We start from the raw sequence: 15,267 nt of genomic DNA on the forward strand, positions 1-15,267 counted from the left end.
TGAATTAAGAAATTCCGGCCACAATCCAATGGTGATGTCCGCTTCCGACAGCGGTCTCAACCGGTCGATGCAACAGCTTGTTGAAATCGTTCGAACCGGCTTACTCAAAGTCGAACGCCTGATCGTTAGCGAAAGCGAGGCATCCGGGATCTCATCATTTTTGATTTGATCTGCTCGCGTTTTGCCGTGAGCTCCCAGTTACATGACCGGCCCAACCGTCAAACACATTGACGGATGCCTTATCGATAGCGTTCATAACCTCTTCAACCTTTGGACATTCCTCGGGGTTGGGGATGGCGCCGCCGCTCAGTGTACTGATATCAATCATGCCCTCCATGCAGTAGTCGCTGCCTCCATTGTTGATACGTCGCATCGCATCCATGCCCTGCTGATAGCGCTGCTCGGCACGATTGGCTGCTACGTCATCTGCATACGTCAGTCGCATGATGCTTAACAAGCGCTTCTCCTGACTGCGATCTTGTGAGGAGGACTGCCCAAGCAGCTGGTCATACGCTTGCTCGAAGCGGGAACTGGGCCTTTGCGAAGCCAGTGACAGCCATGCCAGAGCTAGTGGGACGTCGCGCGGTTGATGGTCGCCATCGAGCGCCATGATCCCTAAAACGAATTCCGCCGGCTTACTCGCCCAACTGGCAGCAGTGGTGAAGAACCGTCGGGCGTTTGCCTACTGGTGCTCGCCATACACCATTGAACCTAAACAGTAGTAGTAGTCCCCCGGCAGGGGTTTTTCCTCGCCGATAATGCAGTGCGCTGAGGTCAATTGTTGATCGGACGGAGGGGCGTTCGGCGACAACACCGCGCTTTGGGCCAAACACGTGGAAGCAGGGAATATTGAGAGTGCAAGAGACGCTACGAGTAGCATAAATCGAAATATAAAGCGCATAGCGATGCTCAATTGATCTGAAGTGCTCAGAGGCAACGTGCGCGCTGGTCTCCTGCTGCAGATGAAGAATCGATCTGCACGAATCCTCATAGATGAGGAAGCCAACCCGCGTTCTTCGGCTTACTGGCGACGGTACGAACCGTATATGGTTCCGTCTGTGTCGAGCACAAAGCCCACCACCTCCGTGCCATTTTCGTGGCGAACCAGATATTTGTCCCATCCTTGAGGAGTGACTCCAATGAACTCGTGCGATGTCATTGGACCTAGCTTGCTAAGGAAGGCCTCGGCTGCCGGTTTCTGTTCGCGGATGAGCTTAGCCAGGTCCGGACTTAGCCGTGGTGCATCAGGATTCTGGGTGAGAACGATCTGCAAAACCTGTTCGCTGTCGGGATAAGGTTGCTGGGCGCTTACCCGTGCATCGAGCACTTTCAGAATACCCTGCGCCGTAGCCGCATCGATGCGCGGAGCGGTGACATGGTGGCCATTCTGGTAGAACTCCATGGCCGTGGTTTGGCCTTGCGTATCCACCACGAAATTCAGATGCACATTGAGCCGCGTTACGAAAAACGAGTTATTGCTGCTCGCTTGGTACGGAACGAACCTCTGCCCGGTGAGCTGCCCGTAAAGCTGTGATCCATCCAGCTTCACCGTCATCACCGAATAGGGACCGAATCTGTATATACCCGCATAATTTGCAAGCACTGCAGGGCTTACGTTCACCTCATGCTCCGCTGGTGCATCGGCGCTATCCGGCGGCGTCACCTGGGCGGCGAATGCAGCAACGCCCACCGATACGCCGATCATCGCCAGCGCCGATAGGCGCGCCCACTTCCCTGGTTTCAGCAACATGATTTTGATCCTCTGCTCAAGAAACGATCCGGACTCCGACATGGCAGCCACGGCAGCGATGTAACTGGATTGGTTCTGACCGACCTGGATCAGGGTTTCGCAGTACTCACCCACATCCCGTCCGCCGCGCAGCACACGCGCATCGCAATCCACTTCGATCGCACGGCGCAGCCGATGGAATTGCCACCACAGCGGCAGATTCCAGGGCATCACAACCAGCAGGCATAGCGCGATAGTCAGCATCTGCGGATCACGCGCATCCAGATGGGATTGCTCGTGGGCCATCACGAATTGCTGCCGAGCCGCGGATTCCTGCAGCAGCCACGTCGGCACGACCATGCACGGACGCAGCAAACCGACCACGGCTGGCCCCACATCCGGCGCGATCAACACCGATGTGCCACAAAGAGTTCCCTGCACCCAATGACGTTTGCGCCAATAGAGCAGCCCACCGCTGAGAACCAGCGCCGCCAGTACCAAAAGCGACGCTGCCAGCCAAATGCGGTGAAACTGTGCATCGCCTCGATCAGACTCCACATTCAAATCCGGCATGCCAAGATCAAGCACTGCCATAGGCACATGCACCGATGTCGTGTCACGCAAGACGATGGATTTTGCCGTATTTGCCTGCTTGATCAGATCGGGCACCTGGATGGTGACGTTGGCAATGATCAGCGGCAGCAGCAGCGAGGCGACAATCGATGTCATCCATATCCACCGCCTTGACGCCCCACGCTGCTTCGCCGCGTATTCGGCCACCAGCGCGGCGGCACTCAGCAGAACGCTGACGATCAACACATAGATCACCATGGCCAGCATCACGGCTTCTCCTTGTTGGACCGATCGGCCAGTAATTGGCGCATGCGCCGGATCTGTTCCGGGCTCAGTTTCTGATCGGATACCAGATGCGAAAACAGCAGTTCCGCCGAGCCCTTGAACAGCTTGTCGGTCAGGTGCTGCACAGCATTCTTGCGCGCCACCTGCTGCTTTACGCTGGCGAAATAGCGGTGCCCGCGTCCTTCTTCGTCGTGCCCGACATAGCCTTTGGCTTCGAGCGTGCGCAATACGGTGAGCACGGTGGTGTAGGCAAGCTCGTCGTTCAATCGCTCGCGCACTTCTGCGACAACCGAGGGGCCGTGATCCCACAGCACCTGCATGACATCCGCCTCACGATCGGTAAAGGAGATCTTCATCGCGCACCGTCTATCTACTATGTATATAGTTGATACTAACGCGATCTTTGCCGTTGTCAACTAGAACTCTAGTAGATGCGCAAATCTGTCTGGAAATGCAGGGTAGTCCAATGCCCATACCTTCGAGCTCGCCAGCCCTGACTCAACACCCCTTTTCGAAGTGGGCGTTTCAGAGGTGCGTCCGATCGCGCCGCGCACAAAGTCCGTTAAATGCTTTTGCATTCCGAGCTTCGATCATGGCGCTTTAAATAAGGTCGACGCGCCTGCACATGTCGATCCACCGGACACAATCCATCGAGCAATGCCAGTCATTGATGACGTCGCCACCAGTTGCCTTAGCGTGCTGAAACCCAGCCAAGCCCGAGGCTCTTTTGCAGTGACACGAAATCTTTCAGCAGATCGGCGCGTCCCTGGACGAGGTTTTGCTGTGCGGAGAATTGTGTACGTTGCGTATCCAGCAGATCGATCAGCGAGGAGGCACCCGCGTTGTAACGTTGGCGCATCAACGTCGCGGAGCGATCGGCTGATGCTTCGATCTGCTGCAAGCGAGCGACGCTTTCGCGTTGATGACCATAACGGGATAGCGCGTTGTTGGCGTCCTGCAACGCAGCGAGCACGGTTTGCGCATAGCGGGCGTTGGCTTCGTCGCGGCTCGCTTCGGCTTGACGAATACTGCTGCGCGTGCGTCCAAAGTCAAACACATTCCATTGCAGATAGGGCACGCCGAGCCAGGTGAGTGAGCTCCTTCGTGTCAGGTGTCCGGGATCGGCGGCGTTGGAGCCGACGAAACCCAACATCGTCACCCTGGGAAACAAATCGGCGGTGCGTTCGCCGATCTGCGCGTTGCTCGCGGCAAGCCGACGTTCGGCGGCGCGAATATCCGGGCGCTGCTGCAACATTCTTGCCGGATCGTCGATCGGCACAGTCGCGGGCATAACAGGCAAAGGTGCCGGTGCCGATAATTGGCGATCGAGTGCGCCGGGAGCTTGGCCGGTGAGCACGGCGAGTTGGTCGAGCGACTCGGTGATCTGCTGGTCCAGCGGAATGAGTGTCGCGCGGGTGTTTTCCACTTGCGTGGTTTGACGTTCGACATCGGCATCGCCGGCGACACCGCGCGCGCGTCGCTGCTGAATCAAGACGAGCGTTTGTTGTTGAAGTTCGGCCGATTGATTGGCCAACGTCAGGCGTTGCTGTTGGTCGCGCAGACCGATGTATGCCTGTGCCACTTCGGCAGCCAGCGACACCTGCGTATCGGCGAGATCGGCGTCGACGGCATCAGCCTGGGCCGAGGCAGCCTCGATCGCGCGGCGCGTGCCGCCGAACAGGTCCAACTCCCATGACGCGTCGAAGCCGGCGGTGTACAGCTGCAACGGACCTTGCCCCTGCGACGTGCGGATGGATTGCCCTGCTGGCGTCGTTTGGTTCGTATTGGTCTGCGATGTCTGCAGGCCGGACACATCTGGTTCCCGTGCACGTAGCGCGGCCGCATCGGCCGACACAGTCGGCAACGCTTCGGCACGCTGCTGTTGCAGCTGTGCACGCGACTCGCGCAAACGTGCCTGCGCCGCTTGCAAATCCTGGTTGTGCGCCAACGCCGCGTCGATCAATGCGCTCAGTTGCGCATCACCGAGCGTGTTCCACCATTGGCCTGGCGCATGCGCCGATGTGATGCCCGTCGCCGGTGTACGAACAAAAGTGTTGGCGTGCCCTGCGCCACCCGCCACGTCCGGCGCGCCGCGATAATCGGGGCCAACGGTGCAGCCTGGCAACGCCGCGAGCGAGGCGAGCAGCGCGAAGAACAGGACGCGTGAAACATATGAGTCGCTTGTATGCATGACTAAAATCCTTAGTGACCAGCGGCGGCTGGCGCGCCATAGCTGGGCGTCTTCAGCAGCAACGCGAGTGGAATACAGCACAGCAGTGCGATGCCCAGCACGTAGAAGACTTCGGAAAAGGTGATCACCATCGCTTGCTGCTGGATCTGCGCAGCAAGCTGGCCGAGCACGCGCATCTTTGCGTAAGCCATATCACCGGTTCGCGCAAACCAGCCGGCTGCGTTGGCGGCGAGACGATCCTGGCCCAACACCGAATTCGCCGTCAGCGATTCGCGGATGGTCGCCACATGAAACGTATTGCGCCGGTCGATCACGGTGCCGATGACGGCCAAGCCGATCGAGCCTCCGAGGTTGCGCGCCATGTTGTAAACACCGGCTGCGTCGCCGGCTTCCTCCCGGGTTACCGCTGCCATTGAGGCCTGGTTCAACGGCATGAACACCAGCATTTGGCCCGCGCCGCGAATCAACTGCGACCAGAAGAAATCATGACCGACGCTTTGCGCCGTCAAATGGATGTCCAACATGCAGCTCACCACGAAACACATCAGGCCGGTGATCACCATGATTCGAAAATCGACCTTGCCCAGCAGGCGCGGCAGCATCGGCATCATCAGAAAGGCCGGCACGCCGGAGACCAGCATCACCCAGCCCGATTGCTCTGCGTTGTATCCGGCGATCAAACCAAGGAATTGCGGTATCAGATAGATGACCGAATAGAACACCGCACCGACCACCAGCACGATAAGAATGACGCTGGCATAACGCGGATTGCGTAGCAGGCTCAAGCGCATTACCGGTCTCTTGGCGGTGAACTGCGAGATCGCGATCAGCACCATGCCGGCCAGCGACAACAGACTTAGCCAGACGATCATGTTGGACTCGAACCAACGTTCGCGCTGGCCTTCCTCCAACACCACCGTCAATGAGCTAAGGCCGGCCGAGAGTCCGGCGATACCCAGCCAGTCCGCCTGTTTAAGCGCATCCCATTGCGGATGATCCGGCGGCAGACCAAGCAACAGCAACGCGATCAGACCGATGCACACAGGCAAGTTGATGAAAAAGCACCAGCTCCAGCTGATGTTTTCCGTAAGCCAACCGCCTAGCACCGGGCCCAGCAATGGTCCGAGCAACACGATCAAACCAAAGAGCGTCATGCCGATCGGCAGCTGCGACATCGGCAGACGGCTGCGGATGATGGTTTGGCCGGTCGGAATCATCGCGCCACCGGTCAGGCCCTGGCCGATGCGGCCAATGATCATGGCCGTCAACGTGTGCGACAAGCCGCACATCATCGAGAACAGGATAAACAGCACCGCGGCGCCCAGCAGAAATTTGCGCAAACCGAATACGCGCGTCAACCAGGCGGCCAGCGGGATAATCACGATTTCCGACATCAGGTAACCAGTCGAAATCCAGGTGCCTTCCGTACCCGTGGCACCGATTTCACCCTGGATCTGCGGCAACGCGGAATTGGTGATGGAGATGTCGAGCGTGGCCATCAACGCGCCGAGCGAACCAGCGGCCACGGCGATCCAATCCGCGGCACTGGCACGTTCGGGGTGACTGGCCGGCATGGCTGCCGTCTCAGCCATGACTATTGCCTGCTGTCGTCACCGACTGATCGTCGTGCGCAGGGCGTGTATCCACGTCTACCGTCACCGACAAACCGGGAACCAGCAATTTCCGCGTATTCGCATCAGCATCGATGCGGATGCGCACCGGTACACGCTGCACGATCTTGGTGAAATTGCCGGTCGCGTTTTCAGGTGGCAGCAACGCAAACTGCGAACCGGTGCCCGGCGCGAAGCTGTCGACCACACCGTGCAGATCGGCGCCCGCCAACGCATCCACATGCAGACTCGCACGTTGACCTGCGCGCATCCGGCCGACCTGGGTCTCCTTGAAGTTGGCCGTGAGATAAATGCTCTGCACCGGCACGACGGTCATCATCCGCGTACCGGGTTGCGCGTACTGCCCCACGCGTACCGTGCGGTCACCGATGCGACCGGCCAGCGAACTGCGAATCAAGGTGTCTTGCATATCGAGCTGCGCCTGACGCGCCGATGCCTGCGCCACTTCCAGTTGCGCCTGCGCTTGCATGAGCTGAGCGTTGAGATCAGCCATTCGCGCTTGCGCCTGATCAAGCGCCGCAGCGTCGGCGGTCAGCGTTGCGCGCGCCTGATCACGGTTGGTGGTCAACACCGATAGCTGATCGCCGCTTTCGGCACCGGTTGTCGCCAGCGGTCCGTAGCGACGCACTTCGTCTTCGGCATGGCGGCTGTTGACCACTGCAACTTGTTGTTGCGCCTTTGCCTGTTCGATAGCAGCACGCTGCTGCGGAACGCCAGCCTGCGCGCGCAGGATATCCGCCTTGCGCGCATCGATCGTGGCCTGGGCTTGATCCAGCGCGGCCTGATATTGGCGACTATCGAGCCTCACCAATGGATCGCCGACCTTTACCGGAACGCTGTCGCCGACGTAGACGTCGGTGACATAGCCACTGACCTTCGGGGCGACAGTGACGCTGTCGGCCTGCAGGTAGGCATCGTCCGTGCTCTGGATAAAGCGGCCCACCAGCCACCAGTAAGCGAGGGCCAACACCGCCGCGAGGGCCAACACGACGCCGGCTGGCATGAGGAAGCGGCGTATTTTCGACGGGCGCGCGAGCGGAGCAGCACCTTTCGAGGCATCGGCGTCCGATGCAGATCCAGTCGTAGTGGGCATGGGGAGTCGTCCAAAAGTATTCCAAGTGGAATATTTATTCCGATTGGAATACTTTTGTCAAATGTTATTGTTGGAGCGCCAGCAGGAGAAAACTCGCATGAGAGCCAGCGCATGAGTCCAACCAAGCGTCCCCGTCGCCCCACGGCGGGCGGTTACGCACGTGGCGACGAAACGCGCCAGCGAATCATCGCCGCGGCTATCAAGCTGTTCGGCGAGCATGGTTTCGCCGGTGCTTCGACACGCGACATCGCCGCCGCCGCCGGGGTCAACGCGCCGGCACTGCAGTACTACTTCGAAAACAAGGAAGGCGTGTATCAGGCGTGCGCCGAATACATCACGAACGATCTCAGGGACCGCTTCGCGCCAGCCATGCGGCAAGCCAATGACATATTGAAGGGTAATGGCAACATGGATGCCCTGATCGATGCGTTCATCGGTATCCAGGCAGTGACCCTGGACAGCGTGCTTTTGCAACCGCATGTGTCGAAAAGACGACTCTTCGTTGCTCGAGAGCTCGCCGACGAAGAAGCCAATGTCGCTTCCAAACTGCTCCATCGACGATTGAAGCAGCCACTGAACAAGGTGACCCTGGCCTTGCTTTCGCGCATTACGGGCGCCAGCGTCAACGACTCCGTCACACGCATCCGGATGCTCACGCTCAAAGGCCAGATCATGCCGTTCTACCATCCTCCAGGGGCTTGCCTCGATCTGCTCGGATGGAAGGAGATCGACACGGCCAAGGGCGCATTGCTGAAAGCGACCGTACTGGAACAGACACGCACCTTGCTCAATAGCTGGCGTGTTGTATCGAGCGATTGAATCCGCAGAAAAGCGGACTCTAATCCACGTTCTTCTAAGTATCGAGACAGTGCAATTTGTAAAAGAATCGCGGACAGAAGCACAGCACCAATCCTTTAGCGCAGAATCAGCTTTTATGGCGGAACTCTCTTCCTATGGGGCTAATGATGATCAGGGCTTGGCTGACGTGCCTGGTGCTTCTTTGTTCAATAGTTCCACTCAGCACACTGGCTGCCGACTCTCCGACTGAAGCCATCGTTGCGCGATCAGACATAGCCATTTATCAGCCAAATATTCTTCCCTCTCAGGCCATGGGTCTCGGCAACGGGAAGCTGGGCGCAGCGTTCTGGGCGAAGGATGGCTTGACCGTACAGCTCAATCGGGCGGACACACTGCCGTACCGGCGATCATCTGGTCAGGTGAGCTTTCCCGATCTGCAACGACTCACCAGCGACAGAAGCTTTCGCGGCCGGGTGAATCTATACGACGGTGCGTTGGAAGAAAATGGTGGCGGCGTATCGCTACGCACATGGGTCGATCATTCGGCGGATCGGGTCATCGTCGACGTGCGCGGGCTGCCTCCCTCGTCTTTGCAACACATCCGCCTGCATCTGTGGGAGCCAAGAAATCCGATCGCTTCGACGCAGGGCGACATGGCTGTGCTGGCAGAGACATGGCTCGATGACAAGCTACCGGGCGCCTCGAATCGGCGTTTTGGTTCGGTCGCTGCCATTGAGGTCGCTAACGGGCGCGATTCAACGGCGAACGTCATCGACTCACGCACGGTTGAAGTCACAGCTCGCCCAACGATAGACGGCGCTTTGCGAGTCATCATTGCCGCACCCGCCTTTGATGAGCATCGAGCGTCCGCCGATGTCGTGCACGACGCACTCGGAGTACCCATTGATGCAAGCAGTACAACCGTTTGGTGGCACACTTTCTGGTCACATGCGCTGCTGATCCGGGCCGAATCCAGAGACGGCACGGCGCGCTATGCAGAAACCATGCGCATGCTTTATTTGTTTGCATCAGCCGCACATAACGGCGACAGCATTCCCGGATCACAGGCAGGTATAGCTGATCTGTTTTCTTCTGCCAAAGACGATCATTTTTGGGACCCTGCTGCGTTCTGGTTCTGGAATCTGCGCATGCAAGTCGGCGCCAACCTGGCATCGGGCGTCCCGCAACTCAATGCACCGGTATTCGCGTTGTATCGCAACAACCTGGATGCTATCCATCGCTGGACACTGGAACACATGGGCGGCCGTCCCGGCATATGTGTTCCGGAAACGATGCGATTCAATGGAAAGGGCGTGGAATACGAGAGCGATGGCTTGCGGCCATTCCCCATCACCACACATAGCTGCGATCTCAGTTGGTCCGCCAGTTCGAATGCGCGCACGCTATCGAGTGGTGCGGAGATCGGCCTTTGGGTATGGCGAACCTATTTGCAGACACGTGACCTGGCGTTTCTGCATGCAAACTATCCGCTGATGGCAGAGTCTGCGCGGTTTCTGCTCAGCTATCAGAAAGACGGTAAAGACGGGCAACTGCACACCTCACCATCGAACGCCCATGAAACGCAGATGGACGTCACCGATCCAACCACCGATCTGGCAGCCATCCATGCGCTTTACCCGGCTACGATTGCCGCAGCGCAGCTGCTACAACGAGATGCTGATCTCTCGGCGCAACTGAAGACTGCGTTGCAGAAAACACCTCCGCTACCTCTGGTAGGTGCATCTATCGTCGCCTCACCTTCCGCCGACGCGTTGCCCGCAGACAAGGTGATCGCCGCCAGTTATGAACCGACTGTGCCGTACAGCAATGGCGAAAATATCGGTCTGGAACCGGTATGGCCGTACGACCTGATCGGCATCGACAGCCCGCTGTTCAAGCTCGCACAACGTACTTATGCGCTACGCCCGTTTGTCCACGCCGCGGACTGGAGTCTGGATCCCATTCAAGCCGCGCGCCTTGGGCTGGGGACCGAAGTAGCCGACGCGATTTTCCAATTGGTGCAGCTATATCAGGTTTTTCCGAACGGCATGTCGGCCCTGGTACCCGGTGCGCCCGACGAGTTCTATATCGAGCAGTCCGGGGTGGTCGCACTCACCCTGTCAGAAGTGCTGGCCATACAGGACAGCGACGGACTGATACGCGTGGGACCGGCGATACCGCCTGGGTGGACGATCGCCGGATCGACGGCATTGCAAGGCGGTGCCATCGTTGATGTGCAGGCAATTGATGGCCAGGTAACAGCTTTCAGCCTGCGTGCCGGAGAGGACTCAACGCTGCATTTCCTGACGCCGTGGGAGGGACGTAAGCTGCAGATATTTGATAACGGCAAACCGGACAAGATCATCGATGGTGGCCGATTCACTCTCGCTGCTGCCGCCGGGCACGACTATCGTTTTGAGCTCGTCGGAAGCCATGTAAAACCCGCCTTCCATGGCGAACTGTCTGCCACTGTCAAAATACTCGGTCGGGCAAGCATCGGCCTGGGTCCACCCTGTTGCGCACCGCCCGCGGGGTACGACGGCTCATCCGATCAATGAGGTGAGACTCAACGCAAGTGTCGTGAATGTTTTGCGCCGGTCCAAGGCCGCGGCCCAGAGGGCGGAAACGCTTGTTCCGGAAAAACACCCGCCAGCCGCATCCTGCATGGAGTGATGCAAGACGTAGGCTTAAGCTGCCGCGTAGCGTTCCAGCCAATGCGCGTAAGGCGCCGGCAGCGTCCATGACGGACGTTCGATACCCAATGCGCGCGCGGCCTGGTACGGCCAGTGAGGATCGGCCAGATGCGCGCGGCCAACCATGACGAGATCGAGCTGACCGTCCTGAAGGACACGCTCGGCAAGTTCGGGTGTGCCGATGCCCCATGCCGAAGAAACAGGAAGATTCGCTTCACGACGAATCCGCTCTGCGATCGGCGCAAGGAACGCAGGTGCCCAGGGAATATTGGCCGAGGGTGTGGAGAAGCCGACACTGACACTGAGCATGTCCAGCCCACCCTGCTTGAAGCCTTTCGCCAGCTCGATGGATTCAGCCAGCGTCTCGTCGTCCCGTCCGTCGTACTCGATCACGCCAAAGCGGGCCGTGAGCGGCAGATGTCCAGGCCATACTTCCCTCACCGCAGCCAGCGTTTCAAGCAGAAAGCGGCTGCGATTTTCCAGGCTGCCACCATAAATGTCATCGCGCTGGTTGGAGTGCACGGAGAAGAAGCTTTGGCCCAGGTAGCCATGCGCGAAATGCAGCTCCAGCCATTCGAAGCCGGCATCGCGGGCACGCTTGGCTGCCGCGACGAAATCTGCACGTACGCGTGCAATGTCTTGCAGCGTCATGGCCTTTGGAACCTTCGGCAAATTGCCACCGAAGGCAATCGCCGAAGGCGCGATAGTCTCCCAGCCGCGCGGATCGTCAGCAACGATATGATCGTCGCCCTCCCAAGGCCGATTCGCGCTGGCTTTGCGGCCGGCGTGAGCGATCTGGATGCCAGGCACGGCACCGGCAGCCTTGATCGCCTCGACGACCGGTACAAACGCTCGCGCCTGCTCGTCGGTCCAGATGCCTGTGCATCCAGGGGTAATACGCCCCTCCGGTGAAACTGCTGTTGCTTCCACGATCACCAGACCGGCGCCGCCGCGCGCCAGCCCCGTCAGGTGCGCGCGATGCCAGTCGTTGATCAACCCGTCTTCGGCCGAGTATTGGCACATGGGCGGCACGGCAATGCGATTGCGCAAGGTGACGTCCTTGAGCTTGAACGGTTCGAACAATGAAGGCATCTGGAGGCTCCGAAAGTAATCTACGAATGTTCGATAATAGTCGAACTATCGAGTAATGGTCAAAAGCCGTACCATTTACCTTATGCGTCCGTACAAACACCCTACTGCTGACCAGTTCACGCTTGAGCGGATTTTTCACGCGCTCAGCGATCCCGCCCGACTGGAGATCGTTCGGCATCTGGCGCGCGTGGAAGCAGCCACCTGTGGGGAATTGGACGGGGGCCGCCCCAAGTCGAGCATGTCTCACCACTTCCGTATCCTGCGCGACGCAGGGCTGGTGCACACGCGCGCGGCCGGCGCTATCCACCAGAACACACTACGTCTTGCGGACCTGAATACCCGTTTTCCAGGATTGTTGAAAGCGATCCTCGCGCAGGCCCCCGAAAGCGGAATGGTTACCGCTGAGCGAAAACACAGTCTCTGATTCAGATGGCCGACGGAAGTGTGTTTAAGCGCACGCTGTTGTGCGAGCCTCAGAGAACATGGCTGTCGACGGCGTTGACCATCAGGCCAGCCAGGTCTTCGATGGCCATGTCGCCGCGAGTTGACGAACGAACGAGATGCAGCGGCGCTGCATTTAGTTTTGGAAGGCCAAACCGGCCGTCGAGACAAGCAACGCCGTCAGGGATATGGATCGCCGTGCGAGCCACCAAGCCGAGTCCCGCTTTCGCCGCGGCCCAGAGAGCAGAGACACTGGTACCGGACAAAACGATCCGCCAGCTACATCCGGCACGGTCAAGCGCATCAATGGCGCTCTGGCGAAACATACAAGGCTGCTCAAGCACGAGTAGCGGAAGCGGTTCGCGCTCGGGAAACTCCCATGTCGCGTTCGCGTACCAGTACACAGGAAGCGTGGCGATCAATTGACTACTCAGTCCGCCGTCATCGCCGAAGGTCAGAGCGAGGTCCAACGCGCCGTTTCGCAGAAGTTGCAGGAGGCGGTCGCTCTGCCCGACAAGAATATCGAGCTGCACCTTGGGATGTGCCGACGTGAACAGCGCGAGCGTTTGCGGCAGCCAGCTGTCGGCAAAGTCCTGCGGAACGCCAAGGCGAACTTTCCCGTGCAGCCCGGTACCACGGACTGTCAAAACGGCCTCGTCATTGAGTTCCAGCATCCGTCGCGCAAAGCCAAGCAGCTGTTCGCCCGACTCCGTTAGCTCCTGGCGTCGGCCGTTTTTTCGAAACAGCGGCTTCCCCAATCGTTCCTCCAGCGCACGCATCTGAATACTGACGGCGGATGGCGATCGATGGAGAAGCTCTGCGGCGCGGCCGAAACCGTCAAGGTCAACCGCTGCAACGAGCGTGCGCAGGGCGGCCAGATCAAGAATCATCGTTTAGCAAACCTCATCAATGACTTTAAAACCGCTCACTTTTATGGCGCAGCGGAACTGCACAGACTAGACCCTAGTTCAGCGGTCACGGAAGCCATTATGTTGCTAATGCAGTACCGATTCGATTTGGACAATGATCACGATATGGCCGCTCTACGTGAGCGAATTGCGGTGATCGGCTCCGGCTTCAATTCGCTCGACGGCCTAGTGCAAAAGGCTTTCCTCGTATCAAGTGTCACGCAAGGACGCCCCAATCGATACTCGCCGTTCTATGTCTGGCAGAACGCCGAAGCCATGCGTGCCTTCCTGCTCTCGGATGCATTCGCCCGCGTCTGTGCCAAGTATGGTCGCCCTGAGGTACCCACATGGATCGCCATCCATTCCAAAATGGGCGACCCATCCAAGCTACCGCAACACGCCACCCAGGAGTTCATATCGGTAGATCCGTCCACCGATCTCATGACGCTCATTTTGGATGAGCGTGTCAGGGCAGATGCCGCAGGACATGAGGCGGCTTTGCACTCGATCCATATCGGACTCGATACGACGACATGGCAACTGATCCGCACCTGCTTTTGGCATCAATCTCCCGACACCAAACCGGACGTGGACACCTACGACGTGGAATACCTCGCCTTCCCCCGCAACGAGTGCCGCAACCCATGAAACCAATCCGTGTCTATCTCAGCATGCTGGCAATCAGTCTGATCGGGGCGAACCTGACCGTGGCGTCTTCTCCCCTGCCCGTCAGTTCAAGCGACAATGCCGACCGGCAGGCGATCGAGGCATTGCTGGGAAACTACACCCGCTGTTTGACGGAGCGCGACGAGGCCGGTTTCCGGGCCCTACTTCTCGACGAGGAGATTCCATTTACCTCAGTGCAAGAGTCGACAGCTCCAGAGAAATCAGCAGACCTTCGTCATTACGAAAACTTTCGCCAGGCCGTCTTTGGCGGTAGTCAGCGGTATCGGCAAACGTTCTATAACGTCCGCATCGACCAGCATGGCCCGCTGGCCCAGGTCTCGCTCAACTTCCTGACTGAGCCGGTTACCCGTGATGGCAAGTCGTCGAAGTCTTTGCCTGGATGGAAAGTGCTGCAACTCCTGAAGATTGGCGATCGCTGGAAAATCGCCAGCGAGCTCTACACGTTCGAGGGTTAGCCGGCAAATGCCCTACAACGGCGCCAGTCAGTCACCTCGACTGGGCAACACCGTATTGCCAGGACCAAGCTGTGCTTGACTGCTGAATCTTGCATTGGCAAGTTGGGATGCACGAACGCGAACCTGGACATCTCAGTTGTCCTGCGTAGCCCAGTCCGCGTTCGACGAGCAGCTATCGAGAAGCAGCCACTATGACTTCCGCCGATACGTCCCCGTCAGCACCGGCTCCCAGTTGACGCCACCATCGAATGAGCTTTCCAGTGTCAGCTCATAGCTGCCATCTTCATGCAGCGCATAAATGTGCCGTGTCTGCCCGCGCAGCGAACTGCGCAGAAAGGACAACCGGTGGCCATCCCATTGCCCAGGCGCCGGCTCGGTCGGAACGAAGCCATAACTGTCGAACCAATACAAACTGTATTGATCGTGCGCCTGGCCCGCCACGAAAACCGCGTGCGCTGCCAGCGACGGTTTCCCTTCGCGTTCCTCGCGATAATCTTGTATCAACACGTTGCCACCCAGCACCAAGCGGGATTCCACCGCGCTGGCCGCCACCCCACCTGGACCCCAGCGCGTCTGCGCAATCTGTTCCTCGCCCGTCCATTCGCCGGCGAGTGCCTGCAAGACCTCTGACACCATTCTTCCTCCTTCAGCGATGCTTCGGACATCACATGTGCCGAAGCGACAGGCTTAC

Annotated in this window: 14 protein-coding genes; 5 read left to right on the forward strand and 9 right to left on the reverse strand. The window is 58.8% G+C overall.

All coding sequences use genetic code 11. From position 1 onward, the window contains the following. Positions 1 to 154: 154 nt before the first annotated feature. The 6 genes from HDE79_RS08305 to HDE79_RS08330 form a co-directional block, all read right to left on the reverse strand. Positions 155 to 610, reverse strand: coding sequence for a hypothetical protein (locus HDE79_RS08305; RefSeq protein WP_221440081.1), 456 nt, complete (start codon positions 608 to 610; stop codon positions 155 to 157). Between the two features lie 411 nt (positions 611 to 1,021). Then, entirely contained in the window at positions 1,022 to 2,569 is a 1,548-nt protein-coding gene (locus tag HDE79_RS08310; RefSeq protein ID WP_184601468.1) for a M56 family metallopeptidase, read from the reverse strand. After that, on the reverse strand, positions 2,569 to 2,943 hold the full coding sequence (locus HDE79_RS08315; protein ID WP_184601469.1) for a BlaI/MecI/CopY family transcriptional regulator: 375 nt from the start codon (positions 2,941 to 2,943) through the stop codon (positions 2,569 to 2,571). The genes HDE79_RS08310 and HDE79_RS08315 overlap by 1 nt, the downstream gene beginning before the upstream one ends. 335 nt (positions 2,944 to 3,278) lie before the next feature. After that, positions 3,279 to 4,778, reverse strand: coding sequence for an efflux transporter outer membrane subunit (locus HDE79_RS08320; RefSeq protein ID WP_184601470.1), 1,500 nt, complete (start codon positions 4,776 to 4,778; stop codon positions 3,279 to 3,281). A gap of 11 nt (positions 4,779 to 4,789) precedes the next feature. After that, positions 4,790 to 6,370: an MDR family MFS transporter gene (locus HDE79_RS08325; protein WP_184601471.1), complete on the reverse strand. Its 1,581-nt coding sequence runs from the start codon at positions 6,368 to 6,370 to the stop codon at positions 4,790 to 4,792. Next, entirely contained in the window at positions 6,363 to 7,502 is a 1,140-nt protein-coding gene (locus HDE79_RS08330; RefSeq protein WP_184601472.1) for an HlyD family secretion protein, read from the reverse strand. The genes HDE79_RS08325 and HDE79_RS08330 overlap by 8 nt, the downstream gene beginning before the upstream one ends. 111 nt (positions 7,503 to 7,613) lie before the next feature. On the opposite strand from HDE79_RS08330, the gene HDE79_RS08335 reads away from it, so the two are divergent. Next, on the forward strand, positions 7,614 to 8,321 hold the full coding sequence (locus tag HDE79_RS08335; RefSeq protein ID WP_184601473.1) for a CerR family C-terminal domain-containing protein: 708 nt from the start codon (positions 7,614 to 7,616) through the stop codon (positions 8,319 to 8,321). A 290-nt stretch (positions 8,322 to 8,611) separates the two neighbouring features. Continuing rightward, positions 8,612 to 10,858 (forward strand): glycoside hydrolase, encoded by a 2,247-nt coding sequence (locus HDE79_RS08340; RefSeq protein ID WP_184601474.1) that lies wholly within the window; start codon positions 8,612 to 8,614, stop codon positions 10,856 to 10,858. Between the two features lie 129 nt (positions 10,859 to 10,987). Here the strand turns inward: HDE79_RS08340 and HDE79_RS08345 are convergent, their stop codons facing one another. After that, positions 10,988 to 12,085: an NADH:flavin oxidoreductase/NADH oxidase gene (locus HDE79_RS08345; RefSeq protein ID WP_184601475.1), complete on the reverse strand. Its 1,098-nt coding sequence runs from the start codon at positions 12,083 to 12,085 to the stop codon at positions 10,988 to 10,990. Between the two features lie 55 nt (positions 12,086 to 12,140). Here HDE79_RS08345 and HDE79_RS08350 point away from each other — a divergent pair, with 55 nt between their 5' ends. Then, positions 12,141 to 12,509, forward strand: a complete 369-nt coding sequence (locus HDE79_RS08350; protein ID WP_255483544.1) for a helix-turn-helix domain-containing protein — start codon at positions 12,141 to 12,143, stop codon at positions 12,507 to 12,509. Between the two features lie 49 nt (positions 12,510 to 12,558). On the opposite strand, the gene HDE79_RS08355 is transcribed toward HDE79_RS08350, so the two are convergent. Continuing rightward, complete coding sequence (locus HDE79_RS08355) at positions 12,559 to 13,284, reverse strand: LysR substrate-binding domain-containing protein (protein WP_255488333.1); 726 nt, start codon at positions 13,282 to 13,284, stop codon at positions 12,559 to 12,561. Positions 13,285 to 13,332: 48 nt separating this feature from the next. Here HDE79_RS08355 and HDE79_RS08360 point away from each other — a divergent pair, with 48 nt between their 5' ends. Both HDE79_RS08360 and HDE79_RS08365 read left to right on the forward strand, forming a co-directional pair. Beyond that, positions 13,333 to 14,082, forward strand: a complete 750-nt coding sequence (locus HDE79_RS08360) for a DUF4865 family protein (RefSeq protein ID WP_184601477.1) — start codon at positions 13,333 to 13,335, stop codon at positions 14,080 to 14,082. After that, the gene (locus HDE79_RS08365; RefSeq protein WP_184601478.1) at positions 14,079 to 14,576 is read left to right on the forward strand and encodes a nuclear transport factor 2 family protein; all 498 of its coding nucleotides are present in this window, start codon (positions 14,079 to 14,081) and stop codon (positions 14,574 to 14,576) included. The genes HDE79_RS08360 and HDE79_RS08365 overlap by 4 nt, the downstream gene beginning before the upstream one ends. A gap of 189 nt (positions 14,577 to 14,765) precedes the next feature. On the opposite strand, the gene HDE79_RS08370 is transcribed toward HDE79_RS08365, so the two are convergent. Further along, the gene (locus HDE79_RS08370) at positions 14,766 to 15,212 is read right to left on the reverse strand and encodes a DUF1579 family protein (protein WP_184601479.1); all 447 of its coding nucleotides are present in this window, start codon (positions 15,210 to 15,212) and stop codon (positions 14,766 to 14,768) included. Positions 15,213 to 15,267: the final 55 nt, after the last annotated feature.

This window comes from Rhodanobacter sp. MP1X3, assembly GCF_014207165.1.
Lineage (GTDB): Bacteria > Pseudomonadota > Gammaproteobacteria > Xanthomonadales > Rhodanobacteraceae > Rhodanobacter.